Here is a 25,969-nt window from a genome sequence, read left to right as displayed (position 1 = left end):
CCAGCAGTCCTGTCAGTCAGGCACAGGCGCTCCATACCCGCCGCCCCCGGGCGTCTCGATCACGAACACATCGCCTCTGCCCATCTCGACCGATCCGATGTGCGACAGCACCTCGATCGATCCATCCGCGCGCTCGACCTCGTTGCGCCCCGGCGCCCCGGCGCCCCCGCCGGCCAGGCCGAACGCGGCCGTCGAGCGCCCGTTCGACAGGATCGACGCCGTCATCGGCTCCAGGAAGCGCACCGCGCGCGTGCCGCCGTTCCCGCCCGGGAAGCGCCCGGCCCCGCCCGAGCCCGCGCGGATCTCGTAGCGCTCCAGCCGGACGGGGAAGCGGTGCTCCAGCACCTCCGGGTCGGTCAGGCGCGAGTTCGTCATGTGCGTCTGCACCACGCTCGTGCCCGGAAAGCCGCGCGCGCCGCCCGCGCCGATCTCGATGCCTCCGCCCGACCCGCCCGAGATCGTCTCGTAGTACTGGAGCCTGTCGTTGCCGAACGTGAAGTTGTTCATGGTCGGCTGGCTGCTCGCCAGCACGCCGAGCGCCCCGTACAGCGCGTTGGTCACGCAGGTCGACACCTCCACGTTGCCCGCCACCACCGCGGCCGGCGGGCGCGGGTTGAGCATCGATCCCTCGGGGACGATGACCTCGATCGGCTTCAGGCACCCCGCGTTGAGCGGGATGTCGTCGTCCACCAGCGTGCGGAACACGTAGAGCACCGCGGCCATGGTCACCGCCCGCGGCGCGTTGAAGTTGTTGTCCATCTGCGCGGACGTGCCGGTGAAGTCCACCACCGCAGAGCGCGCCTCGCGGTCGATCCGGACGGCCACCTCGATCCTCGACCCGTTGTCGAGCGGCACCGCGAACCGGCCGCCGCGCACGAGCGCCGGGTCGAGCCGGGCGATCGCGAGGCGCACGCTCTCCTCGGCGTTGTCCTGCACGTGCTTCATGTAGGCCTGCACCATGGCGAGCCCGAACTGGGCCACCATCGCGCGCAGCTCCTGCGCGCCCTTCTCGTTCGCCGCGATCTGCGCGCGCAGGTCGGCCAGGTTCTGCTGCGGGCTCCTCGCCGGGTACGGGCCGCCGCCGAGCAGCGCCAGGATCTCCGCCTCGCGCAGCCGCCCGCCCTCGACCAGCTTCACGTTGTCGAGCATCACGCCCTCCTCCGCGATGGTCCGCGAGAACGGCGGCATCGAGCCCGGGGTGACGCCGCCGATGTCGGCGTGGTGCCCGCGCGAGGCCACGTGGAACAGCACGCGGGCGCCCGCCTCGTCCCACACCGGCGTGACCACGGTCACGTCGGGGAGGTGGGTGCCGCCGTGGTACGGGTCGTTGAGCACGTGGACGTCGCCCGGCTTCATCCCCGGGTTGCGCGCGATCACGGTCCGGATCGACTCGCCCATCGAGCCGAGGTGCACCGGCATGTGCGGCGCGTTCGCGATCAGGTTGCCCTCGGCGTCGAACAGCGCGCAGGAGAAGTCGAGCCGCTCCTTGATGTTCACCGAGTGGGCGGTGTTCTGCAGGCGCAGGCCCATCTGCTCGGCGATGTTCATGAACAGGTTATTGAAGACCTCCAGCATCACCGGGTCGACCTCGGTGCCCACCGCGCGGCGCTCGGGGCGCGGCGCCACCCGGGTGAGCACCAGGTGGTCGAGCGCGGTGATCTCGGCCTGCCAGCCCGGCTCGATCACGGTCGTGGCGTTGGCCTCGGCGACGATCGCCGGCCCGTCGATCACCGCGCCGCGCTCGAGGCGCTCGCGCCGGTGCAGCGCCGCGTCGCGGAAGGCCCCCTCGCAGAACATCTGCGCCCGCGCGTCGGCCTCGGGGCGATGCGGGCGCGCTCCCGCGGGGCGCTCCTCGGCGGCCTCGCCCGGCCCGATCGCCTCCACGGAGACGCTCTCCAGGACCAGCGCCCTCTCGGGCATCAGGAACGCGAACCGCGCCCGGTAGGCCGCCTCGAACGCCGCGCGGATCGCCTCCGCGCTGCCGTGCGGCACGACCAGCGCGGTGTCGGTGCCGTCGTAGCGCACGTGCACGCGCCGGAGCGTCCGCACGCGCCCGGGCGCGAAGCCTTGCCCGACGATCTCGGCCTCGGCCTCGGCGCCGATCCGGTCGAGCGCCTCGGCCGCCGCGGCCAGGCCGGCCTCGTCGAGGCGCCGCTCCACGGCGGCCTCGCGCATCGCGTTCTGGTCCGACAGGCCCATGCCGTAGGCGGAAAGGACGCCGGCGAGCGGGTGCACGAGGACGCGGCGCATCCCGAGCGCGTCGGCCACCGCGCAGGCGTGCTGGCCGCCGGCGCCGCCGAAGCACTGCAGCGTGTACCGGGTGACGTCGTAGCCGCGCGCGACCGAGATCTTCTTCACCGCGTTGGCCATGTTGGCGACCGCGATCTGCAGGAAGCCCTCGGCGAGCTCTTCCGGCGTGATGGGGCGCCCCGTCTCGCGGCGCACCTCGTCGGCCAGGGCCTGGAAGCGCCGCGCGACGACCTCGCGGTCGAGCGGCTCGTCCGCGCCGGGGCCGAACACGCGCGGGAAGAGCTCCGGCTGGATCTTGCCGAGCATCACGTTGGCGTCGGTGATCGCCAGCTCCCCGCCCCGGCGGTAGCACGCAGGTCCCGGGTTCGCGCCGGCCGACTCCGGCCCGACGCGCAGCCGCGCGCCGTCGAAGGTGAGGAGCGAGCCGCCCCCGGCCGCCACGGTGTGGATGCTCATCATGGGCGCGCGCATGCGCACGCCGGCCACCTGCGTCTCGAAGGCGCGCTCGAGCTCGCCGGCGTAGTGCGACACGTCGGTCGAGGTGCCGCCCATGTCGAAGCCGATCACCCTCTCGAACCCGCCCGCGAGCGCGGTGCGCACCATGCCGACGATGCCGCCGGCCGGCCCGCTCAGGATCGCGTCCTTGCCCTGGAACCGGTCGGCCCGCGTGAGCCCGCCGCTCGACTGCATGAAGTAGAGCGGCACGCCGGGCATCTGGCGGGCCACCTGCTCGACGTAGCGGCGCAGGATCGGCGAGAGGTACGCGTCGACGACGGTGGTGTCGCCGCGCGAGACGAGCTTCATCAGCGGGCTGACCTCGTGCGAGGCGGAGACCTGGGTGAAGCCGACCGCGCGCGCGATGGCCGCCGCCTCCCGCTCGTGCGCGGCGTACCGGTAGCCGTGCATGAACACGACGGCGCACGCGCGGATGCCGTCCCGGAACGCCTCCTCCAGCGCGCGGCGCAGCGCCGCGCCGTCCAGCGGCTCGACCACCTCGCCGCGCGCGCCGACGCGCTCGCGGGCCTCGATCACGCGCTCGTAGAGCAGGTCGTGCAGCACGATGTGGCGGTCGAACAGGCGCGGGCGGTTCTGGTAGCCGATGCGCAGGGCGTCGCGGAAGCCGCGCGTGGTGACCAGCGCCGTGCGGTCGCCCTTGCGCTCGAGCAGCGCGTTGGTGGCCACCGTGGTCCCCATCTTCACGCACTCGACCTGGGCGGGCGAGATGACCTCGCCGGGCGCGAGGCCGAGCAGGCGGCGGATGCCCTCGACCGCCGCATCCGCGTACTGCTCGGGGTTCTCCGACAGCAGCTTGGCGGTGGTGAGCGAACCGTCCGGCCGCCTGGCCACGACGTCCGTGAACGTGCCGCCGCGGTCGATCCAGAACTGCCACGCGCGTGAGGTCGAGGTCATGGGTCCACTCCTTACATCGAGGACAGCGAGGCGGCCCCGGAAGTATCCATGGTTCAGGGTTCAGCGCGTCGTGACCAGGCGCGCGGACCGGACAGGCAGCGTCGGGGCACCTCGCCAGCGTCTTTGCGCCTGGTCGCCTGTGCGCAACAAGCACCCAGCGCGCCGACAGGCCGCGACGGCTGCGAGCCGCCTCAGGCTGACGTGGACTGCAAAGGGCCGTCGGCGTCTTGCTCCTCGTAGACGAGCGTCGTCATGTACAGGCCCGAGGCGACCGAAGCGGCCGCCTGGGGGGGCCTCCGTCGCACGAGCTCGAAGACAGCGACGGGCGCGCCGTGCTGGGGGATGCGCTGGTCCTCCTGGACCTCGAGCTCGAACTGCGCGTGCGCGTCCTCGGCAACACGGCCAGTGACGAGGATCTGATCCTTTCGCGCGAGCAACTCCAGATGAGCCGCAGCTCCCACGATCTCGCCGAGGACCGTGTAATCGAGTCGCCCGAAAGCCCTTGAGCCGATCTCGCCCGAGATCATCGGCCCCGTGTCTATCCCGATGGTGACGCCGTAGGCGAAGGGCGAGCCCTCTCCGGTGCGAAGGGCGAGGGCGCGGAGCTGGTCGCGCACGGCGATACACGCCTCGAGCGCGCGCACGAGGTGCCCCGCGCCACGGAAGACGGCCATCAGCGCGTCACCGAGGAACTTGTCGACGACGCCGCCCCGCGCGGTGATCTCGGGGACCATCACCTCGAAATTCGCGTTGAGCGCCCGGATCGCGCCGTCGGCCGGCGCCTCGCCTGCGGCGGCGCGGAAACCGGCGAGATCGATGAACGCCACTGTCCCTTGCCACTCCTGGCTCTGTCCACCGTCCAGCGCGGCGCCGCGGATCCGCTCGACCAGGCTCGGGCTCACGAACATCCGCAGCGCGTCGTTCTCCTCGGTCGAACGCGCTGTCTTGCGCAGCTCGGTCACGCGCCGGATACTCTTCTGAATCGTCGCCTCGAGGTCCTCGAAGTCGATCGGCTTGACCAGAAAATCGAACGCGCCTCGGTTCATGGCGGTGCGGATGTTCGTCATGTCCCCGTATGCGGAGACCATCACCGTCTGCACCATCGGGTTGATCTCGGCGACGCGTGACAGGAACGTGAGCCCGTCCATGCCGGGCATGCTGATGTCGGAGAGGACGACATCCACGTCGGGGTGCTTGCGGAGCTGCTCGATGGCGGCCTCACCGTCGGTCGCGAAGATGAAATCGTAAACCGATTTGCGGATCTGCTGGCGGAAGCGCTTCCGGACGAGCAGCGGCACGTCCGGCTCGTCGTCGATGACGAGGATCTTCGCGGGGCCCCGGTCCGTCGGCCCTGACAGCGCGGCGAATGCGGCGGCCATCTCGCGCGCAGACGAGAAGCGCTGGGCCGGGTTCTTCGCCAGGGCACGCTCGAAGAACCTGTCGACCTCCGGCGAGAGGTCCGGCGCGAGGCTCGATGGCGGCGGGAACGGAGCGATGGCGATATTCATGATCGTGGACACCAGCTCTTGCGCCTCGAAGGGAGGTGAGCCGGTGAGCGCGTGGTAGGCGACGACGGCGAGCGACCAGAGGTCGCTGCGGTGGTCGATCTGCGAGCAGCGGACCTGCTCCGGGCTCATGTAGAGCGGAGTTCCCACGAGGACCTCGCTCGAGGCGATGGCATCCCCGAGCATCGACGCCACGCCGAAATCGAGGACCTTGACCACCTCTCCTGCGTCGGTACGGGCGAGGAAGAGGTTCGCCGGCTTGAGATCACGGTGTACGATGCCGACCGCGTGCGCGGCCGAGAGGCCCCGGCTCGCCTGGTTCACGATCGAGATGACTGCAGAGAGCGGCAGGTGTCCGGCGCGCCTGAGCCGGCCCTCGAGGTCCTCGCCATCGAGCAGCTCCATCACGATGTAGGGGGCGTCTTCATCGAACCCGTAGTCGTGGATCTGGACCACGTGTTGATTGCAGAGCTTGGCGATCGCCATCGCCTCCAGCTCGAAGCGGCTGCGCGACCTCTCGGAGGTAGCGTGCGCTGGGGCCATGAGTTTCAGCGCCACCGACCGCCGCAGGTGCCGGTCAAGCGCCTTCCAGATGTGGCCCATGGCGCCCTCGCCGATCGCCGTGTGAAGCTCGTATCTGTTGGCGATGACGCGCTTCGGAACAGCCATGGTAGCATGTTACCGGATGGCGACCTTCTCCGTCAATGACGCACGGCCCCTCACGCGCTCCCCGAGCGTCGCAGGTCGTGGTCGAGCGCCTTGGATTCTAGTAAAGGTGAACTCGAGTCAGCATGTCCGACCAGCAACCCAGACCGCATCAGCTCGGTGATACGCAGACGCTCGCCGACGGCCCCGCGTCCCCGCTGCTCACCGACGCGGGGCGCAGCGTCGCGCTGCTCGTGCAGCACACGGGAGGCGTGCAAAGCGCCCTGCTCACGCCCGACGCGCCCCTGACCATCGGGCGCACGGCGCCCGCGAGCCTGCGCATCGCGGATCCGACGCTGTCGCGCGAGCACGCGCGCTTCTCGCTCGCCGGCGGGCGGGTGCGGGTCGAGGACCTCGGATCGCGCAACGGCACGCGCGTCGCGGGCCGCCGCGTGAAGGAAGCCGAGCTCGACGTCGGGGACGTGGTGTTCCTCGGCGGTCTTGTCGTGCGGATTCAGGCCCTCGGAACGACGGGTGAGCCGCTCGGCATCGAGGGCGAGGACAGGCTCCGGCGCCGCGTCGACGAGGAGCTTGCTCGAGCTGAGCAGTTCCGCCGCCCCTTCACACTCCTCTTCGTACGAGCCGTGCATTCGGTATCGGTGGGGACGGACGAAAGTCCCTGGATCGAGGTGCTGCGCGCGCGGCTGCGCCCGGTGGATCGGATCGCGCTTTATGGTCTTGACGCGGCGCAGGTGCTTCTGCCCGAGACCGGGGCGGACGACGCCGGGCGCATCGCCCGCGCGATCGCGGCCCCGGCCCAGGGCGGCATGGTCCTCCTCGTCGGCGGCGCGGTCCATCCGGACGCCGGCAGCACGGCGGAGGCGCTCGTCGAGCGCGCGCGCGACGCTGCGCGCCGGGCGTCGCCCGCCCGTCCGATCGAGCTCGTCGCGAGCTCGTCCTGGGCCGTGGAGGGGACGGGGGACGGCGCGCTCGTCGCGGGAGCCGCGATGCGCGACCTGCTCGCGACGATCGAGCGCGTGGCCGCCTCGCGCATTCCGGTCGTCCTGTGCGGCGAGACGGGCACGGGCAAGGAGGTGCTGGCGCGCCTCATCCACGATCGCGGCCCGCGCAGGGCGCAGCGCATGGTGCGCGTCAATTGCGGCGCCATCCCGAAGGATCTCGTCGAGAGCACGCTGTTCGGGCACGAGCGCGGCGCGTTCACGGGCGCGCTGCAGCAGCAGAAGGGCGTCTTCGAGGACGCCGACGGGGGGACAGTGTTTCTCGACGAGATCGGCGAGCTGCCCCCGGCCGCACAGGCAGCCTTGTTGCGGGTGCTGGAGACAGGCAGCTTCAGCCGGGTCGGCTCGCCGCGCGAGATCGACACCGACGTGCGTATCGTGGCAGCGACGCACCGCGACCTGGAGGCGATGAGCGAGTCGGGCGCGTTCCGCGCGGATCTCTATTATCGTCTTGGCGGCGTGGTGATCGACATCCCGCCGCTCCGGGCGCGCAAGGACGAGATCGAGCCGCTCGCGCGGCGCTTCCTGCGTGTGGCGAACGAGGCCAACGGGCGGAGCGTGCAGGGCATCGCCAGCGAGGCAGTCGAGCTGTTGAAGGGCTACAACTGGCCCGGCAACGTGCGCGAGCTCCGCAATGCGATCGAGCGCGCGGTGGTGGTGGCGCGGGGCGCGCTCGTCGGGCCGGAGGACTTGCCGGCGCGCGTGCGGGCGGCCCGCGCCGAGGGGGAGCGAGCCTTCGATCCTGGACGGGCGTCGGAGCTCGGGCGCGCTTCGCCTCCGGAGATCGGGGCGGACGCTACGCTGCCCTCGCTAGGGTCTCGCGGAGTCGAGGGGGCGCCGGTGCGGGGGAAGTTGCAGCAATACGAGGCACAGATCCTCCGCGATACCCTCGAGGCGGCGGGGTGGAACCGGAACGAGGCCGCCAGGCGGCTCGGGATCCCGGTGCGCACCCTGTCGTACCGGATGAAGGTGCTGGGGGTCACGAAGCCTGGCACATAGCGGGCGCTGACAGCCCGCCGGCAACGTTTTGCCGGCAAGGTGTTGCCGGCAACGCGTTGCGTACTGGCGAGGGTTCCCTGGCAACTACGCTGGGGCGCGAGGGAGCGCGGCGGTCTTCGCCACCTCGGCGGCATGACCGGTCATGGCATGCCTGCTGCAATGACGGCTCCACGTCAGGCGCGCGGCCAGCCGCCGTTGGGGCGCCGGGGCGGGGTCGCTCCGGAGCCGCTCGTCCCGACATTCAAGACGAGCGATTTCGAGAATACACGATACCACGCCTCCGGCGCGCGCACAGCCTGCGTCAGGCTCGACGCCCGGAGACAGGGGTTCCGCAGCGTTCGCTGTTCGGACCGTAGGAGACAACATGAGCACACACGAAGCGTTCTTGAAGTTTCTCGACAAGGCCGATGACCGGGCGTTCACGAAGGAGTTCAACAAGAATCCGCAGAAGAAGATGCATGAATGCGGGCTCAATGAAGATGAGGCGTGCGCGGTAGACGCGGCAGGTCGTCACAGGGGGAAGGGCAAGAAGGCGCAGACAGATGCGATAAAGAAGATGTTCAAGGACCTGGGTCTCGATCCCGAAGAGCACAAGAACCTCATCGACAAGCTCGTCGACAACTACGAGGCCGCCTGGTGAGGCGGCGCGGGGGGAGCTCGCGCTCCAGTACGTTATGATGGACCTGACACTCGAACAGATCTTCGGCCGCATCCGCTCCCGCGTGCCTGCTGCCCTCGTGACGCCGGCCGCCTGGGAGAGCGTCCTTCGAGCGGCGCGGCGCCTCCCGCCGGCCGTCTCCTGCACGTACCTCGAGTGCCGCCTCGGCCGCGACGCAGCCGAGGTCGATCTCGGCGCTTCCATCACCGCGGCGGAGGGGCGCTCGATCCTCCAGGCCGCATCGCCTGCGGGGTCGCGATTCTGCGGAGACGAGGCCGCGATCTGGGGTCGAGTGCAGGAACTCGCGCGCGTCTGGGCAGACCCGGCGTCCCCCCTTCATGACCGGGTGCCCGTGATGTGGCTCGAGCTCGACAGCGGCGAGCTCAACCGGGATCGGCTCATGCCCTCGGTGCTCCTGTGCGTGGATCCTTCGCTGGCGAGAGGGGGAGCCTCGCCAGACGCGATTGGCCACGGTCTCGACGACTGCGCGCCGTCGCTGCAGGCGGCGCTCTCGGCGCTGCTGAGCGAGCCCATCGCGCCCCAGGCGCGCGCGGCCCTCCATCGCTGCTTCGAGGCGCTCCCGGCGGGCGGGAGGATCGTTCACGTGGGCTTCATGGTGACGCGCCAGCCTGCGGTGCTGAAGCTCTTCGTCGCGCTCGAGCGGGAGCAGGTGCTCGGCTACCTGCGGGCGATCCGCTGGCCCGGCTCCCTCGCCGAGGCGTTCTCGATGCTCGCCACGTTCGGCGCGGGGCCCGACGCGTTCCGGTTGGACCTGACGATCGGGGCAGGATTGCTGCCGAGCCTCGGGCTCGAGTTCGCGTCGAGGCGCGGCCGCGATCCCGACCGACGCGCCTTGATCGACCGTTGCGTCGATCAGGGCCTGTGCACGCCGGAGAAACGCGATGCGCTGATCTCATGGCCCGGGACGACAGACGAGGCGATCCCCGGGTACGCCCGGCCGGCGCGCCTCAGCCGCTGGATCGACATGAAGATCGTTCATCGACCTCCGGAACCGCTCCAGGCCAAGGCGTACCTGGGCTTTATGATCCACTTCTCACTCCTTTGAAGCCATGCAAAACAGAAATCAAAAACTGAACGTTACGAACCTCTCTCTCCTGCTCGGGGTCATCGTGTCGTGCGGGACTGCCTCGTGTATCAAGGTGATTTTGTACCCTGACGCGACGTCCGCTGGCGCCCTGGTACCCGAGGAAACGGCCTACCTGTATTGCCCGCACGATGACAATCCGATGCATTTCGTCGATGCATTGATGGCGGGCACGATCCTGCCCACCAAGCTCACGCCATGCCTGCCTCTCGATATCAACGCGAGCTTGAGGAACAACCTCGAGAAGCCCGAGTCGGACGAGGCGATTCGCCAGCTCGACGCGTTCGGCTGGCAGACGTTCATCGCGCTGAACTGGCCGGTCGAGCAGCACGGGGACAACCTGCGCCTCGCTCCGAGCCTCGCGGGGCCCGGCGAGCCACGCTGGTACACGTGGAACACGACGGACGAGGTCTTCACGAAAGGGGCGCCGCTGAAGTGGCACTCCATCTCCGACCAGACGTTCGAGTATTCTCTCCGGATCTCGGAGAAGAATCCCGAGCAGCGCATCTGGGATCAGCACGGCCGGCCGGTGCAGTTCGAGATCATGATGAACCGGACTGCATATGAAAATATCATGGATAATGAGCTTTATACGGCCGAGGGGCAGAGCAAGACCATCGGGACGAATCTGTTCGGGTGGGGCAAGGCGGACAACGGGACCTGGGGCGCCACGGTCATCAAACTTGCGTGGAAGCAGCTAGACGAGCAAGATCAGGCAGGACGATTCTTCCGGCGGACGGTCAAGGCACAGTCCGGCGGCGCGAAGCCGCGCCTGTTCGGGCTGGTAGGCATGCACATCGCGTACAAGGTGTCCTTCCTCGGTGACTGGGTGTGGAGTACCTTCGAGCACATCGACAACGTGGACGACAAGGACGAGCCCACCTGCGCTGCTCCGGCGCCGCAGCCGCTCGCGCAGCCGCTCTTCTACGACAAGGAGTGCGAGCCGGAGGTCTGCCCAGAGAATGATCCGGCGAGCAAGAACCCAAAGCAAGGCCCGGATGGGTGGGCAACCCAGATCGTCCGCAAGGTCCCGATCCGGGGCGAGACGGCTGCCTTCAACTGCAAGGTCCGGGCGCTCCTCCACAAAAGTGCGCCGCAGTCACCGGCGCAGTACTACAAGCTGGTCGCCGCGCAGGCCGCCGTTTCAGTCGAAGAGGGCAAGGAGCAGTACGTCCCGAGCTTCGCCATGAACACGGTATTGGAGACGTACGAACAAACGAGCGGGGGAGGATGCGCGCAGTGTCACCGCAAAGCGCCGATCAAGCGGAAGCACGAAGGCGCCTACGTCGATGTCGAATTCAAAGGGGACTCCATGTTCATGCTCACGCGAAGGCTCCGTCAGTAGCGGCGCGTGGCGACAGCGCGAACGAGGCACCATGCGCAACGTTCCCGGTTATCAGACGACGAGCATCCTCCACGAAGGCCCCCGGTTCCTCACCTACCGGGGCGTGCGGGCGAGCGATCGAGCGCCTGTCCTGCTCAAGATGGCAGCGGCAGAGTACCCCTCCGTGGAGGACACCGCCCGGCTCCGGCACGAGCATCGCCTGTGCAGCGCCCTCTCCCTCCCGGGCATCCTCGCTCCCCACGCGCTCGAGAGCTACCAGGGCCGCCTGGTGCTGGTGCAGGAGGACTTCGGAGGCCTGCCGCTCTCCGCGTTCGCCCACGGCGCGATCGACATCGACGCGCTGCTGCGCCTGGCGATCCAGATCGCGGACACCCTCGGCGAGCTCCACAAGCAGAGGATCGTCCACAAGGATATCCATGCAGGCAGCATCTACTTCGAGCCGCGCACCGGCGCTGCCAAGCTGACCAACTTCGGGGTCGCCTCGCAGCCGTTGCGCCAGAGCCAGGCCGAGTTCAGTCCAGCTTCGGTCGAGGGGCTGCTCGCGTACATGTCGCCGGAGCAGACGGGACGGATGAACCGCGCGATCGATCATCGCTCGGACTTCTATTCGCTGGGCATCTGCCTCTACGAGCGGCTCGTCGGGCGGCTCCCCTTCGCTTCGACGGATCCGATGGAGCTCGTCCACTCCCATATCGCGAGGAGGCCCGCCCCTCCGCACACGGTGAGCGCCACGGCGCCCGAGGGGCTGTCCCGGATGGTGATGAAGCTCCTCGCCAAGACCGCGGAGGAGCGTTACCAGACCGGGCGCGGGCTGCGTCGGGATCTGGAGCGCTGCCTCGAGCAGTGGAGGAGCGGGGGCGGTGTCGCGCCGTTCGAGCTCGGGCGCGACGACACGGCGTCGACGCTCCAGCCCCCCCAGAAGCTCTACGGGCGCGGGGCGGAGCGGGAAGCCCTGCTCGCCGCCTTCGAGCGCGCCAGCGAGGGCAGCTCGGAGATGGTCGTCGTGGAGGGGTATGCGGGGATCGGCAAGTCGACGCTGGTCCATGAGATCCAGAAGCCCGTCGTCGAGCGGCGCGGCTACTTCATCTCCGGCAAGTTCGATCAGCTCGAGCGCGAGCTGCCGTACTCGTCGCTCCTCCAGGCGTTCCAGAGCCTCGCTCGCCAGGTCCTGACCGAGGACGAGGCGCGGGTCGCCCGGTGGAGAGAGCAGCTCCGCGAGGCGCTGGGGGGGGTCGGCCAGGTCATCATCGACCTGATCCCGGAGGTGGGGGTCATCATGGGCCCTCAATCCCCGGTGCCGGCGCTCGGGCCCGCGGAGTCGCAGAACCGACTGAGGCTCGCCTTCCATCAGTTCATCGGGGTCTTCGCGCAGAAGGAGCATCCGCTCGCCGTCTTCCTGGACGACCTCCAGTGGGCGGACTCGGCCTCGCTGAGCTTGCTCCAGGATATGATGCTGGAGCGGCACAACCAGTACATCTTGCTCATCGGCGCCTACCGCGACAACGAGGTCGAGGCAGATCACGCCCTGTCGCTGCTCCTGGAGAAGCTCGAGAAGGCCGGAAAGCCGCTCACCCGCCTGTCGCTCCGGCCGCTCTCGCCCGCCGAGCTGACCGGGCTCCTGTCCGACACCCTTGCCCGCCCGGAGGCGCGCGTCGCCCCGCTCGCGGATCTTCTCCACGGCAAGACGGAGGGCAACCCGTTCTTCGTGCGCGAGCTGCTGAAGGAGCTGCACGACGCCGGACTGCTGGTCTTCAACCCCGAGGCCTCCGTCGATCGGCCGGACGAGGACCCGTGGACGTGGCGGATCGAGGACATCCGGGCCGCGCCCGTCGCGGACAACGTCGTCAACCTCATGATCCGCAAGATCCAGAAGCTGCGGCCCGAGACCGAGGAGATGGTGAAGCTCGCGGCGTGCCTCGGCGACCGCTTCGATCTCAACCTGGTCGCCCTGGCCGGCGACAAGACGCCCGGGGAGGCCGCGGCCCTGCTCTGGGAGGCGGTGGACGAGGGGCTCATCATGCCGGAGGGCAGCGCCTATCTCCTGCTCCAGGACGCCGGACCGGAGGACGCCGCCGCGCTGGAGGACGTGCGGGTGCCCTACGCCTTCGTCCACGACCGGGTGCGGCAGGCTGCCTACTCCCTGCTGGACGCGAGGAGGCGCGAGGAGATCCACGCCCGCGTTGGGCGGCTCATGCTCCGACGCTACGGCGCCGAGCGCAGGGAGGAGAGCCTGTTCGAGATGGTCAGCCACCTCAACGCGGGCGCGGCGCACGTGGTCGACGCCGAGGAACGGCGCGAGCTCGCGTCGCTGAACCTGTCGGCCGGGCGCAGGGCGAAGGCGTCGAGCGCGTACGAGGCGGCCCTGCGCTTCCTGATCGCGGGGACAGCGCTGCTCGACGAGGACGCCTGGACCACCGATTACGATCGGATGTTCGCGCTCCAGCTCCAGCGGGCCGAGTGCGAGTACTTGACCGCGCGCCTCACGGAAGCAGGACGGCGCTTCGACACCCTCAAGGAGCGCGCCCGGACGCGCATGGATCGGGTCACCCTCCACACGACCCACATGACGCTCCTCCTGCACCTGGGCGAGCAGGACAAGGCGATCGACGCCGGGCTCACCGCGCTCCGGCTGCTCGGCTTCGAGCTGCCGGCCGAGCCGAGCGCGGCCCAGGTGGGGCTGGAGCTCGCGAAGGTGCAGTGGGGTCTCGCCGGCAAGAGCGTCGAGAGCCTCGCGGCGCTGCCGGATCGCATGAACCCGGAGACCCGGGCGGCGATGCGGCTGCTCACCAATCTCTGGTTTCCGGTGTACCTGCAGAAGCGCGAGAAGCTGGTGGCCCTCTTGATGCTCAAGACCGTCCACCTCTCGCTGCTCTACGGCAATACGTCGACGTCCTCGTTCGGGTACGCGTTCTACGGCGTCATCCAGAGCTCGATGTTCCGCCGGCCACGCGCCGGCGCTGCGTTCGGGAAGCTCGCCCTGGATCTGACCCGGCGCTTCGACGACCCCGCGGTGACGAGCAAGACGCTGTTCATCATCGCGTGCTTCCTGTCCCATTTCACGACGCGCGCGCGGGCGAGTATCGACCATCTGGAGCAGGGCGTGAAATGCGGCCTGGAGGCGGGCGACATCATCCAGGCGGGCTTCTGCGCGAACGTGCGGCTCACGATGATGTCTCTCCTCGGCACGCCCTTGCCCGAGATCGCGCTGGAGGCGCGGCGCCTCCTCGACTTCGGGGTGCGCATCGGAGCCCCGGGGACGATCCAGAACGCCAAGGCGGTGCAGCGCTGGTCCTCCCTCCTCCGGGAGGCCGAGCCGTCTGCCGTGAGCGATGCCGAGTTCGTGTGCGATCTGACGGGGAGAGTCCAGGGGCCGGACACGTTCTACGCGCTGCACCTGCAGGCCGCCTACCTGCTCGATCGCTACGATCTGGCGGTCGCGATGGCCGAGACGCTCCTGAGGGAGCACCCGCACTACATCGGGCCGAGCCTCTATGCCGCCGCGTATCACGCGTTCTTCCACGCGCTCGCCGTCGCCGCAGCCTACCCCACCGCCCCCAGGAGCAAGCGGAAGAGCCACCTCGAGGTCCTGAAGCGCGCGCGGAGCACGCTCAAGCGGTGGGCCGTCCATAGCCCTCAGACAGCGTCGTTCAAGCATGCGCTGGTCGAGGCGGAGGCGGCCCGCCTCGAGGGCGACGCGGCCCGCGCATCGAAGCTCTATGATCAGGCGATCGCGCAAGCGCAGGAGCACGGCTTCGTTCAGCACGCGGCGCTGGCGAACGAGCGCGCGGCCCGCTTCTACCGCGCGCGCGGGCAGAACCGCGTCGCCCAGGGTTACCTGGAGGAGGCTCGCTACCTGTATCTCTCCTGGGGGGCGACGACGAAGGTCGCGCACCTCGACCAGCAACACGGCGACCTGCTGGCGCGGCCCGCCGGCAGGAGCGCGGAGAAGCATCCTTCCGAGCAGATCGAGATCCCGCATTCGATGCGCCTGGACCTCACCTCCGTGTTCAAGGCCTCCCAGATCCTGTCGGGCGCGCTCGTCCTGAGCGAGCTGCTGCGGCAGGTCATGCAGATCGTCGTCGAGAACGCCGGCGCGCAGCGCGGGTTCCTCATCCTGATCGACGGCGAGCGGCTCGTCGTCGAGGCCGCGGGCGCGACGGACCAGGCCGAGGTCGTCGTGCTGCAGTCGATGCCGGTCGAGCGCTGCCCGGATCTCGCGCTGTCCGTGGTGCACTACGTTCATCGCACCATGCGGGACGTCGTCCTCGACGACGCGTCCCAAGAGGGCCTGTTTACCCGAGATCCGTACGTCCTCCGGCAACAACCGAAGTCGATCCTGTGCACCCCGTTGGGCCGGCAGGGGCAGCTCGGCCTGCTCTACCTCGAGAACAACCTGACGACCGGCGCCTTCACGCCGGAGCGGATCGAGGTGCTGCGCCTCCTGTCGTCGCAGGTCGCGATCTCGATCGAGAACGCGCGCCTCTACACCAACCTGGAGCAGAAGGTCGCACAACGGACGGACGAGCTCCGGCAGAAGAACCTCGACCTGGAAGACACGCTGAAGCACCTCCGCGCCGCCCAGACGCAGCTCGTGCACCAGGAGAAGCTGGCCGCCCTCGGGAAGCTCACCGCCGGGATCGCGCACGAGATCAAGAACCCGCTCAACTTCATCAACAACTTCAGCGAGCTCGCCAGCGAGCTGTGCGACGAGCTGCTCGACGACGCCGCCGATCCCGAGCTCCGCGTCGCGGAGGTGAGCGAGACGTTGAACGACCTGCGCACGAGCACGCAGAAGATCCTCGAGCACGGCAAGCGGGCGGACGGCATCGTGCGTTCGATGCTCGAGCTCTCGCGTGTCCGTACGGGCGAGCGGAAGCCGGTGGAGCTGAACGCGCTGATCGAGGAGTACGTCAAGCTCTCGCTGCCCGGGCTACGCGGCCTCGGCGACGAGCCGGAGGTCCACCTCCAGCGCGATTACGACGAGGCGGTCGGGCTGGTAGAGCTCGTCGCGCCGGAGATCGGGCAGGTGGTGCTGAACCTGCTGAGCAACGCCCTCTACGCGGTCCGCCAGAGGCGCATCGCCGAGGGGCGCTCCTACGTGCCCAGGGTGACCGTGCGCACGCGCTCCCGCGGGAACCTCGTGGAGATCTGCGTAGAGGACAACGGGCCGGGCGTGCCGCGCGAGCACCGCGACAAGCTCTTCGAGCCGTTCTTCACGACGAAGCCCGCCGGACAGGGTACCGGCCTCGGCCTGTCGCTGTCCTACGATATCGTCGTGCAGGGCCACCGCGGGCAGATGACGGTGGAGAGCGAGGAGCGACGTTCAACCACCTTCTGCATCTCGCTTCCGCGCGTGAGCGCGTACGGCGAAGCGGCCCGCGGACCTCGTTAGCGTAGAATGGGCTCCGGGTTTCCCTCGAGGCGCTTCGTCGGCTTGGTGCGAGTGGGCGCAACGCGCGCGCGGACGTAGGCAATGTTCTTCATCAAGGATCGCACGATCGGCGGGAGGTACGCGCTGAAGCGCGAGATCGGCCGCGGCGGCATGGGCGTCGTCTGGGAGGCGTTCGATCAGATGCTGCGCCGGCCGGTGGCCGTGAAGCTGATGATGCCCGAGAACGCCGTCTCCTATGCGGCGCGACGCAGCTTCGAGCAGGAGGCGACCACGGTCGCCCGCCTCCGGAACGAGCACATCGTCCAGGTCCACGATTACGGCATCGACGGAGGATCGCCGTACATCGTCATGGAGTTGCTCGAAGGGGAGGACCTCGAGAGCAGGCTGGATCGCGAGGGGCGGCTCCCGGCGGCGTCCGTGCTGTCGATGATCCGGCAGATCAGCGCGGGCCTCGAGGCCGCGAGCGCGGAGGGCATCGTCCACTGCGATCTCAAGCCGGCGAACGTCTTCCTCGCGCGGGGCACGTCGGGCGAGACGGTGAAGATCCTCGATTTCGGCGTGGGATGGAGGCTGTTCGAGGGGCGGGACTGGCCCGGATCGCGCTTCGCAACACCGCCGTACATGAGCCCGGAGCAGGTCCGGGGCGCGGTGCCCCACCCCCTGGGCGATCTATGGTCGCTCGGCGTCATCGCTTACCGCGCCCTCACCGGTCACCTCCCGTTCTCTTCGGAGGACCAGGTACGGCTCCTCATCCGCATCTGCACCGACGCGTTCCCGCCGCCGTCATCGCTCGACGCCGCCCTTCTCCCCGGCTTCGACGGCTTCTTCGAGCGCGCCCTGGCGAAGGATCGGACCCGGAGGTTCCAGTCGTCCCGCGAGCTCTGCGCGGCGTTCGCCGCGGTGTGCGACGCGGGAAGGAGGCGCGCCAAGATCCTCGTCGTCGATGACGAGCCCGACGTCCAGCTCCTGCTGGAGCTGCACTTCCGGCGACACAAGAGAGGCGCAGCATACCAGCTCATCTTTGCCGACAACGGGGAGCTCGCGCTCGACGCGCTCCGGCGACACCCGGACGTCGATGTCGTCGTCGCGGACATCAACATGCCCGTCATGGACGGGCTCACCCTGCTCGAGCACATCCCTGAGGTGAATCCGCTCGCGAGGACGGTGATCGTGTCCGCGTACGGCGACATGGCCAACATCCGTCGGGCCATGAACCGGGGCGCGTTCGATTTCCTCTGCAAGCCGATCGACTTCGATGACCTGGAGATGACGTTCGAGAAGACCCTGCGCTCCGTGGAGCAGCAGCGGCAGAAGGCCCGGGCGAACGAGGAGAACGACGTGCTGCGGAAGTTCACGAACGCGACCCTCGTCGAGCGGCTCCGGACGCTCGGACCTGCGGGCGCGGCCGCGAGCGAGGCGCTGGAGGCGACCGTCGCGTTCATCGATGTATTCCGGTTCACCCGCGTCACGCAGGAGAAGCCGCCGGCGGAGGCGACGCGGCTGCTCAACGCCAATTTCGAGGTGATCGTCCCGGAGCTCCTGGCGCAAGGCGGCGTCGTCGACAAGTTCGTTGGTGACGCCGTGATGGCGGTGTTCCACGGGCCGGAGCACCTCGAGCGGGCGCTCAGGGCCTGCACGGCCGTGCGTGAGCAGCTCGCGACGATCGCTCGGCGTACGGGCAAGGACTCGCCCTACGCTCAAGGGGTGTGCACCGGTATCTCGACGGGCAGCGTCCTCGCCGCGGAGATCGGCTCGCACGCATGCGCCCGGCTCGGGTACACAGTGCTTGGTGAGGCCGTGAACGCCGCCTCGCACCTCGCCCGTGCGGCGCTGCCCGGAGAGATCCTCGTGGATGAGGCGGTCTGCCGGGCTGCGCGTGGGGAGTTCACGTTCGACGGCGCCGGCGCGCGAAGCATCTGGCCGAGGGCGGAGACGACCGCGGTCTACACGCTGGGGGCGCGCGAGTCGGCGCGACCTCTGCTCGGCGACGAGCCGACGGTCGAGATGACCCCGGAGTCCCCGCCGGCATAGGTCCGGTGTCGCGGTCCGGCACCGCAACTTCGCCCCTGAACGACGTGCCACGCGGTCGTGCGCATTCGACGCATGGCGCAATCACGGCGGCGTAAACACCTCGTCGAGCAGAAATCGACGTCCTGGACACATCTTGTGTATGCTCGCCTCGATGGAGGTCCTTGCCCTGGGCCCGCTCCCGGTCGCCTCGCTGCTGTGGCAGCCGCGCCCGGATGCGTGGATGCTCACGTTCGCCTGCAAGACCACGTTCGCGCTGCGGCCGGGCGAGTCGCCGCTCGCGCCCGAGCAGGAGCCGCTGCGCGAGGCCGACGCGCACTGGCGCGACGATCCGGCCTTCAGCCTGTACGCCTCGACCGACATCGTCCCGATCCGCCCGCGCGCGGACGTCGTGCTCGTGGGCCACGCCTTCGCGCCGGGTCAGGCGCCCGTCCGCTCGCTCGTCGCGCGGCTCTCGGTCGGCGAGATCGACAAGCCGATCGAGGTCTTCTGCGACCGGACCTTCACCAAGGAGGGCGCGCTCCGCGAGGGGCAGCCGTTCGCGCGGATGCCGCTCCTCTGGGAGCGCGCCGCCCGGGGCGCCGACGCGGCGAACGCCGTCGGGATCGCCCCCGGCGCGCGCGACGCCTACGGCGCGCACCGGCTCCCGAACCTCGTGCCGCCGGGCACCGTGATCTCCGGCCCGGAGGACGTCATCGAGCCGGTCGGCTTCGGCCCGATCGCCCCGTCCTGGCCGGCGCGGCGGTCCAGGCTGGGGCGCCACGCCGCGGCGTTCGCGTCGGGCGAGTGGCAGCGCAGCCCGCTCCCGGCCGACCTCGACGCGTCGTACTTCAACGCGGCGCCGCCCGACCAGCAGGTCGCCGCGCTGCGCGGCGACGAGCGCATCGTGCTCGAGAACCTCCACCCCGAGCTCCCCCGCCTCACCACGCGCCTCGCCGGCGAGCGCCCGCAGGCGTTCGTGGAGCGCCCGGGGCAGGCCGCGCAGCCGGTGGCGCTGCGGCCGGATCTCCTGTGGATCCACACGGATCGCGCCCTCTGCGCGCTCACCTGGCGCGGGCAGATCCCGCTCGCGCACCCGCACGAGGCGGGCGCGGTGCGCGTCAGCCTGGTGAGCGCGCCGGTGAGCGCCCTGTTCAACGCGCCGAGCGCGCCGGTGCGGCGCGACAGCGATCCGGGGGAGGGGCGCGAGGCGCCTTCCTCGCCCGCGCCGAGCAGCGCCGGCGCCCGGTCCGCGCGCCGCGGCGACCGCGTCGGCCGCACGGACATGCCCGCGAGCGGGCTGGGGGAGACGGTGCCGACCACCGGGGCCGGCGGCGTGGCGCTCCCGTTCGTCGTCGCGGCGAGCGCCCCGCCGCCGTCCTCGCAGGCCGCGTCCCTGCGCCTCGCCGGCATGCCGTTCGTCGCCGCGCCCGCGCCGCCGCCCGCCCGTCGCGACGCCGCCGCCGACCGCACCGCGCTCCCGTCCCAGCCCGCCGCGCCCGTGATCACCTCCGCGCCGCCCGTCGCGACGCCGCCCGCAGTCGCGGCCGCGCCCGCGGCGGCCCCGCCCGCCGCCGCGCCGCCCGCTGTCGCGCCAGCCTCGGTCCCGCCGCCCGCGGTCGTCCCGCGGCCCGCCGTCGTCGCTCCGCCGCCCGTCGAGAGCCCCTGGGCGGCTGGCGCCGCGCACGCCGCCGCCGCGCCCCCGTCCACGATCGGCTCCTCCGCGGTCGCCGCGGCGTCGCGGCCTGATCCGGCGCCCGCCGCGCCGGCCCCCGCTTCGGCGCCGGCCCGGACGCCGGCCGCGCGAGGCGCCGCCGCGGCGCGCTCCGGCCTTCCCGAGATCGTCCACCTGATCTGGTTCGACCCGGAGAGCGTCCCGCGCGTCCGCCGGCAGCCCGCCTTCCGCCCGCTGCTCGAGGAGCTCGACGAGCGCCCGCTCGATCGCGAGGCGGACGAGCCGGCGCTCGCGAAGGATCCGATGGCGGTCGAGGATCACCGCGAGGTCTTCGAGATCATCGCCCGCGCCGGCGCGACGGACGCCGACGGCGCGCAGGACGCCGTCATCGAGGCGGTGCGCGACGGCGGCAAGTTCGTCCCGCCGGTCTGCCTCGTCGCCGGCGAGCTGATCTTCGGCTTCGACGAGCTCGAGACCCTGAAGGCTACGGTCACCGCGGCGACGCCGCTCGTGGGCAGCGACGAGCAGCTCAGGGCCGCTGTCGCGCCCGCGCAGGAGTTCCTCAAGCTGCCGGAGCTCCGCACCTCCCCGGCGGTCGCCGAGGGCCTGACGACGCGGATCAAGGAGGCCTTCGAGGGCAAGCGCGTCGCCCCCGCCGGCTACCTCAAGGCGCAGACCGAGCGCGCGCTCCTCGATCAGCGGCAGTACCAGCGGCGCCCCGTCTTCGGCGGCCCGCACCTGCGCGCGCTCCTCCAGGCACCCGGCTCATCGCAGCCGATCCCGGCCTATCTCCCCGAGGCCCTGGCGCAGCAGCTCCCGCTGTACCAGCGCTTCCGGGCCCGGATCCTCGCCGAGCTGCACCTCCAGGTGGACCAGCACGAGTCTCACCCCATCGCCCTGCGCGTGCTCGCGCTGGCCCGCGTGGCGCCGCTGCCTTCGCGCCGCTGAACGATGACGAACGAACGACGAACCATCACCTGAGGATCCGCGCATGCCGCACCTGGAGCTCTCGTTCGCGTGCGGAGAGGACTCGCTCTCCGTCCATCGGTTCCGCGTCCACGAGGCGATCTCCACGCTGTTCACCGTCTCCGTCGTCGCCCGGTCGGAGAGCCACTCGCTCGATCTCCAGGCCATCGTCGGGCAGCCCGCGTCGCTGCGCGCCGCGAGCGGCGTCCGCTCCGTCCTCGGCGGGGGCGCGCGCCTCTGGGCGGGCATCGTCAGCAACATCGAGCAGGCCCAGGGCGTCGAGACGACGGGCAGCGCCCTCGAGGTATCGACGTACCACCTGCGCATCGTCCCCGCGCTGTGGCTGCTCACCCAGCGCCGCAACCATCGAATCTACCAGCACCTCACGATACCGGACATCGTCGACAGGCTCCTCGCCGAGTGGTCGATCGAGCCTGTCTGGAAGATCAACCGCGGCCAGTACCCGAAGCTCGAGTACAAGGTGCAGTACGGCGAGACCGACCACGCCTTCCTGAGCCGCCTCCTCGAGGAGGCGGGCATCGCGTTCGTGTTCGCGAACGACGAGGCCGGCGGCTCCGCGCTCACGCTCGTGGACCGTCCCCACGCCGAGGCGCCGCGCGCCGGCGGCCCGCTGCGCTTCGTGGACAGCCCGAACCAGGTCACCGAGACGGAGTTCGTCACCCGCGTGCGCCTCGCCCACGAGGTCCGGCCCGGCGCGCTCACGCTCCGCGACCACGACTTCCGCAACCCGGCCTATCCGCTCTTCGGCGAGGCGCCGCGATCGCCGGAGCCGGAGAGCCGGCTGGAGCAGTACCGGTACGAGCCCGGGGCGTTCCTCGTCGAGACGGGCAAGGGCGGCGGCACCCCGGTCGCGGACGACAGGGGTGTGGCGCGGTACGACCAGGCGTTTGGCAAGGCGCGCGCCGAGCGGCTCCTGCTGGGCGCGCGCGCCGGCAAGCGGCTCGTGTCGTTCGAGACGAACGCGATCGATCTCCTGCCGGGGTCGATCTGCTCGTTCGAGAACCACCCCCACGCCGAGCTCAACGAGGCGGCGACGCTGCTCGTCAGCGAGTGCGCGGTGGAGGGCGACCCGACGCGGGAGTGGCGGATGTCCGCGCAGGCCGTGTTCACGGACGTGCCGTATCTGCCCCCGCAGCGGACGCCGAAGCCGCGCGTGGAGGGCGTGCAGAGCGCGACCGTGGTCGGCCCCGCCGGCCAGGAGATCCACGTCGACGAGTTCGGCCGCGTCCGCGTGCAGTTCCCCTGGGATCGCGAGGGCCGGCTCGACGACGGCAGCTCCTCGTGGATCCGCGCCAGCCAGGGCTGGGCGGGCACCGGATACGGCATGATCGTGATCCCGCGCATCGGCCAGGAGGTCCTCGTCGGCTTCCTCGACGGCGATCCGGATCAGCCCGTCATCGTCGGCTGCGTGTTCAACGCCACGCAGAAGGTGCCGTACAAGCTGCCTGATCACAAGACCCGGAGCACGTGGAAGAGCGACTCGTCGCCGGGCTCGAACGGCTTCAACGAGATCATGTTCGAGGACCTGGAGGGCAGGGAGCTCGTCTATCTGCAGGCCCAGAAGAACCTCCGCAAGCTCGTGAAGAACGACGAGGCGATCACGGTGGGCCACGACCGGCAGAAGCTCGTCGTGCGCAACGAGACCGAGACCACCGGGGCGAACCGCACCGAGGTCACCGGCGTGAACCGCACCGAGATCACCGGCGTGAACCGGGTCACCGTGGTCGGCGGATCGCACGAGAAGCTCGTGATCGGCGACGAGATCGAGCGCACGGACGGCGGCGTCGCGATCCTCGTCGGCGAGGATCAGGACATCGTGATCCGGCAGGTGAAGCGCGAGCGCGTCGAGGGCGACTGCCACCTCCGCGTGCAGGGCAAGCGCAACGAGCAGATCGACGGCAAGCAGTCGCTGACCGTCGGGAAGGACCGGCACGAGAAGATCGCGAAGAATCACGCGCTCGAGGCGGGCAAGCAGATCCACCTCAAGGCGGGCACGGCGCTCGTGATCGAGGCGGCGAAGGATCTCACGCTGAAGGGCCCGGGCGGGTTCATCCGCATCGACGCCCAGGGGGTGACGATCCAGGGCGATCTCGTGAAGATCAACAGCGGTGGATCGGCCGGGTCCGGCGCGGGCGCGCAGCCCGAGGCCCCGGAGGAGGCGAAGGAGGCGGTGGTGGTCGCGCCGGTGAAGCCGGAGCCCGAGGACGTCGCGATCACGGGGATCGCGCAGTAAGGTGCCTGTGCAGCGCGCGATCATCGAGGTCCGTCACGGGCCGATGAAGGGGCAGAAGGCGGCGATCGCGCCGGGCGGGCGGCTGCGCGTCGGCCGCGTCGACCGGGCGGATCTCGCGATCCCGGGGGACGCGCAGATGTCGGCGCTCCATTTCGAGGTGCGCTGGGACGGCGCCGTGCTCCGCCTGAGGGACCTCGGCAGCGCGCGGGGGACGCTGGTCGGCGGCGAGCCCGTGGCCGAGGCGGAGCTCGAGAACGGCGCCTGGATCCGCGCGGGCGGGACCGATCTCATGGCGTACCTCGAGGCGGCGACCCCGCCCGACGGCGAGGACGAGGACGAGATCGACCCGGACGCGCCGGACGCGCCGTTCGACGCGCCATTCCGGCGGCAGCTCGCGGCGCGCGCCGCGGAGCAGCGCGCGTACTGCCGGCGGGTCGCGAAGGACCGGCTGCGCCGCGCGCCGGGGCCGCTCTACGCGGTGCTCGACGCGGCGCGGAGCGCGCGGATCCTCGTGCTCCTGCGCGAGTCGGTGGCGCCGTACCGGTCGCTGTACGAGGGCCTCGAGGGCGAGTCGCTCGCGGACGTGGCCCCGTACCTCGTCCGGCTGTCGCCGATCGAGGTCGACGGCGGCGACGGCGGCCTCCTCGAGCGGCTCGTCGACGAGGGCTGGGGCAAGCGATGGGGGATCTTCCTCTCGTGCCCGCTGCCCTTCCGCGAGGTGCGGCGCCACCTCCGCCGCTTCTTGATGGTCGAGGAGGACGAGACAGGCGACCGGCTCTATTTCCGCTTCTACGACCCCGGCGTCCTCCGCGCCTTCGTGCCGACGTGCACGCCGCTCCAGAAGGGCGATCTCTTCGGCGAGATCCGCGAGATCTTCATGGAGAGCGAGGATCTGGACGTCCTGCGCCACGCGCGCCCCGGGGGTAAGCCATGTTGAAGGTGAAGCGCCGCCAGCGGAGCGAGGCCGGGGATCCCGCGTTCGTGGACCGGACGGTGGGGCATCTCCGGCGCTTTCACGGGGTCGCGACCGAGCGCCTGTCGGACGACGAGCTGCGCTTTCGCGTCCGGCACGGGCTCGCGCGCGGGCGCGGCCACGGGCTCACGTGGGAGTCGAGCCTCACGGTCTTCGTGGCGCACATGATCGAGATCTGCCCGGCGTTCGACGAGCACCCGGCCGCGGCGCGCGTCCTCGCGGACGCCTCGATCCCGCCGGACGAGCGGGTGGAGGCCCTCCTCGCGCACCTCACCGAGGACGAGTGGGAGGAGGCCGCGCGGATGTGCGACCCCGTCGCGTACTGGGCGCGCGCGCACGCCGACGAGGCGGACGGCGGCGGTGGGCAGGGCTGAGGTTCTGGAGGGCGCATGAAGGGCAAGAGCATCGATGCCAACGAGCCGCTGAGCGGCGGCACCCCGGCGCAGACCAAGGCGAGCTACAACCAGATGTGCGCGAGCGCGCTCCCGAACGAGCCCCCGTCCGGCACCGAGCGCTGCCCGGCGGGGCGCATCCGGATCGGCGTGTTCTTCGACGGCACCGGCAACAACATGTTCGTCGACTGGGCCCGGAAGAACCCGACGAACGTCGCCAAGCTCTTCAAGCTGTACAAGCGCCAGGGCACGGTGCAGACGTCCGCGTACCACATCGGCGTCGGCTCCGAGGTGAAGTCCGGCGCGCTCGGCCAGAAGGCCGAGGACATCCTCGGCGGCGGCATGGGCCTCGGCGGCCGCAAGCGCATCGACTGGGGCCGAGAGCAGCTCAACGAGTTCTTCAACCGCGGGAAGAACCACCTCGCCGTCGAGAAGATCATCGACGTCTACGGCTTCAGCCGCGGCGCCGCGCTGGCGCGCGATTTTGTCAATAATGTCAAGAAGTTCCGCGTGAACAACACGCACGCGACGCCCCGCACCGACTACATCGCGATGGGGAACTCGGTGTCGGGGACGGTGCTCGTGCCGGTGAAGGTCTATCCGCCGCTCGGCGGCCTCAAGGTGTGGTTCCTCGGTGTCTTCGACACGGTCGGATCCTTCACGGTGGCGGGCAAGGACCTGGACGTCGAGTACGACTTCAACGTCGACGCGGGCTGGGTCGCGTGGACGACCCATTACATCGCGGAGGACGAGCGGCGGAGCTTCTTCTCGGTCCAGTCGATCAAGGGCAAGAGCGCATGGCGGCGGCTCGTCAACGCCGTCGGCGGCGAGGAGCCGCTGCCGAAGAACATGGAGGAGATCCCGTATCCGGGGGCGCATGCCGACGTGGGCGGCGGCTACGGGCCGGGCGAGCAGGGCAAGCTGGTGCACCTCGCGCACATCCCGCTCGAGGACATGCACAGGCGGAGCTTGCAGAAGGGGGTCCCGCTCTCGGCGCTCTCGGGCCTGCCCGCGGCGTTCACCGTCGTCCCGGGGGATCTGCGGACTGCCTACAACCGGTACCGCGCCGACCGCAAGCCGATCCTGGGCGACAGGTACATCCAGGCGCTGGCGAACGACGAGTACAAGGAGCTCTCGGTGACGCGGGCGATGCTGAAGTCGTGGATGTACCTCAAGGCGAAGTACATCCACGATCAGCTCGACGAGTTCGGGCCGACGACGTTCCTCGACCGGCCGATGGACAAGCTCAACAAGCTGAACGACTGGCTGGAGAACCCGATCGACAACCTGGTCGACTGGTACGAGGGCCGCCCGAGGCCGCCGGTGCGCCAGCGGAGCGTCTATTTCAATGCCTCGCGCAAGTGACGCCGCGCC

The 25,969-nt window shown here is 70.3% G+C and carries 13 protein-coding genes; 11 read left to right on the top strand and 2 right to left on the bottom strand.

All coding sequences use genetic code 11. The features are described 5' to 3' along the window. Window positions 1–12: 12 nt before the first annotated feature. Both WME96_RS21460 and WME96_RS21455 read right to left on the bottom strand, forming a co-directional pair. Window positions 13–3,660: a hydantoinase B/oxoprolinase family protein gene (locus tag WME96_RS21460; protein WP_437291956.1), complete on the bottom strand. Its 3,648-nt coding sequence runs from the start codon at window positions 3,658–3,660 to the stop codon at window positions 13–15. 191 nt (window positions 3,661–3,851) lie between these two features. Then, on the bottom strand, window positions 3,852–5,834 hold the full coding sequence (locus tag WME96_RS21455; RefSeq protein ID WP_437291955.1) for a protein kinase domain-containing protein: 1,983 nt from the start codon (window positions 5,832–5,834) through the stop codon (window positions 3,852–3,854). Window positions 5,835–5,956: 122 nt separating this feature from the next. On the opposite strand from WME96_RS21455, the gene WME96_RS21450 reads away from it, so the two are divergent. The 11 genes from WME96_RS21450 (at window position 5,957) to WME96_RS21400 (ending at window position 25,960) form a co-directional block, all read left to right on the top strand. Next, window positions 5,957–7,828 (top strand): sigma 54-interacting transcriptional regulator, encoded by a 1,872-nt coding sequence (locus WME96_RS21450; protein WP_437291954.1) that lies wholly within the window; start codon window positions 5,957–5,959, stop codon window positions 7,826–7,828. 364 nt (window positions 7,829–8,192) lie between these two features. Beyond that, on the top strand, window positions 8,193–8,468 hold the full coding sequence (locus tag WME96_RS21445; protein ID WP_437291953.1) for a hypothetical protein: 276 nt from the start codon (window positions 8,193–8,195) through the stop codon (window positions 8,466–8,468). A 34-nt stretch (window positions 8,469–8,502) separates the two neighbouring features. Further along, window positions 8,503–9,552 (top strand): hypothetical protein, encoded by a 1,050-nt coding sequence (locus WME96_RS21440; RefSeq protein ID WP_437291952.1) that lies wholly within the window; start codon window positions 8,503–8,505, stop codon window positions 9,550–9,552. Between the two features lie 4 nt (window positions 9,553–9,556). Further along, window positions 9,557–10,936 carry a hypothetical protein gene (locus WME96_RS21435; RefSeq protein WP_437291951.1) on the top strand — a complete coding sequence of 460 codons (1,380 nt, stop codon included), beginning with the start codon at window positions 9,557–9,559 and terminating at the stop codon, window positions 10,934–10,936. Window positions 10,937–10,967: 31 nt separating this feature from the next. After that, window positions 10,968–16,328, top strand: coding sequence for a trifunctional serine/threonine-protein kinase/ATP-binding protein/sensor histidine kinase (locus WME96_RS21430; protein ID WP_437291950.1), 5,361 nt, complete (start codon window positions 10,968–10,970; stop codon window positions 16,326–16,328). An 81-nt stretch (window positions 16,329–16,409) separates the two neighbouring features. Next, window positions 16,410–18,359, top strand: a complete 1,950-nt coding sequence (locus WME96_RS21425) for a protein kinase domain-containing protein (RefSeq protein ID WP_437291949.1) — start codon at window positions 16,410–16,412, stop codon at window positions 18,357–18,359. 151 nt (window positions 18,360–18,510) lie between these two features. Then, window positions 18,511–20,958 carry a DUF2169 domain-containing protein gene (locus WME96_RS21420; protein WP_437291948.1) on the top strand — a complete coding sequence of 816 codons (2,448 nt, stop codon included), beginning with the start codon at window positions 18,511–18,513 and terminating at the stop codon, window positions 20,956–20,958. A gap of 43 nt (window positions 20,959–21,001) precedes the next feature. Continuing rightward, complete coding sequence (locus WME96_RS21415) at window positions 21,002–23,230, top strand: type VI secretion system Vgr family protein (protein ID WP_437291947.1); 2,229 nt, start codon at window positions 21,002–21,004, stop codon at window positions 23,228–23,230. A gap of 7 nt (window positions 23,231–23,237) precedes the next feature. Next, the gene (locus WME96_RS21410; protein WP_437291946.1) at window positions 23,238–24,167 is read left to right on the top strand and encodes a DUF4123 domain-containing protein; all 930 of its coding nucleotides are present in this window, start codon (window positions 23,238–23,240) and stop codon (window positions 24,165–24,167) included. Continuing rightward, on the top strand, window positions 24,161–24,577 hold the full coding sequence (locus tag WME96_RS21405; protein ID WP_437291945.1) for a hypothetical protein: 417 nt from the start codon (window positions 24,161–24,163) through the stop codon (window positions 24,575–24,577). Before WME96_RS21410 ends, WME96_RS21405 begins: the two co-directional genes overlap by 7 nt. Before the next feature lie 15 nt (window positions 24,578–24,592). Next, entirely contained in the window at window positions 24,593–25,960 is a 1,368-nt protein-coding gene (locus tag WME96_RS21400) for a phospholipase effector Tle1 domain-containing protein (RefSeq protein WP_437291944.1), read from the top strand. Window positions 25,961–25,969: the final 9 nt, after the last annotated feature.

Source organism: Sorangium sp. So ce406, from assembly GCF_051474675.1.
GTDB classification, from domain to species: domain Bacteria; phylum Myxococcota_A; class Polyangia; order Polyangiales; family Polyangiaceae; genus Sorangium; species Sorangium cellulosum_G.
This window is presented reverse-complemented; position numbering and strand designations above follow the sequence as displayed.

Excerpts from the sequence above, each read along its gene's own strand:
- WME96_RS21460 (WP_437291956.1), bottom strand. The coding sequence starts at position 3,660 with ATGACCTCGACCTCACGCGCGTGGCAGTTCTGGATCGACCGCGGCGGC.
- WME96_RS21455 (WP_437291955.1), bottom strand. The coding sequence starts at position 5,834 with ATGGCTGTTCCGAAGCGCGTCATCGCCAACAGATACGAGCTTCACACG.
- WME96_RS21450 (WP_437291954.1), top strand. The coding sequence starts at position 5,957 with ATGTCCGACCAGCAACCCAGACCGCATCAGCTCGGTGATACGCAGACG.
- WME96_RS21445 (WP_437291953.1), top strand. The coding sequence starts at position 8,193 with ATGAGCACACACGAAGCGTTCTTGAAGTTTCTCGACAAGGCCGATGAC.
- WME96_RS21440 (WP_437291952.1), top strand. The coding sequence starts at position 8,503 with ATGATGGACCTGACACTCGAACAGATCTTCGGCCGCATCCGCTCCCGC.
- WME96_RS21435 (WP_437291951.1), top strand. The coding sequence starts at position 9,557 with ATGCAAAACAGAAATCAAAAACTGAACGTTACGAACCTCTCTCTCCTG.
- WME96_RS21430 (WP_437291950.1), top strand. The coding sequence starts at position 10,968 with ATGCGCAACGTTCCCGGTTATCAGACGACGAGCATCCTCCACGAAGGC.
- WME96_RS21425 (WP_437291949.1), top strand. The coding sequence starts at position 16,410 with ATGTTCTTCATCAAGGATCGCACGATCGGCGGGAGGTACGCGCTGAAG.
- WME96_RS21420 (WP_437291948.1), top strand. The coding sequence starts at position 18,511 with ATGGAGGTCCTTGCCCTGGGCCCGCTCCCGGTCGCCTCGCTGCTGTGG.
- WME96_RS21415 (WP_437291947.1), top strand. The coding sequence starts at position 21,002 with ATGCCGCACCTGGAGCTCTCGTTCGCGTGCGGAGAGGACTCGCTCTCC.
- WME96_RS21405 (WP_437291945.1), top strand. The coding sequence starts at position 24,161 with ATGTTGAAGGTGAAGCGCCGCCAGCGGAGCGAGGCCGGGGATCCCGCG.
- WME96_RS21400 (WP_437291944.1), top strand. The coding sequence starts at position 24,593 with ATGAAGGGCAAGAGCATCGATGCCAACGAGCCGCTGAGCGGCGGCACC.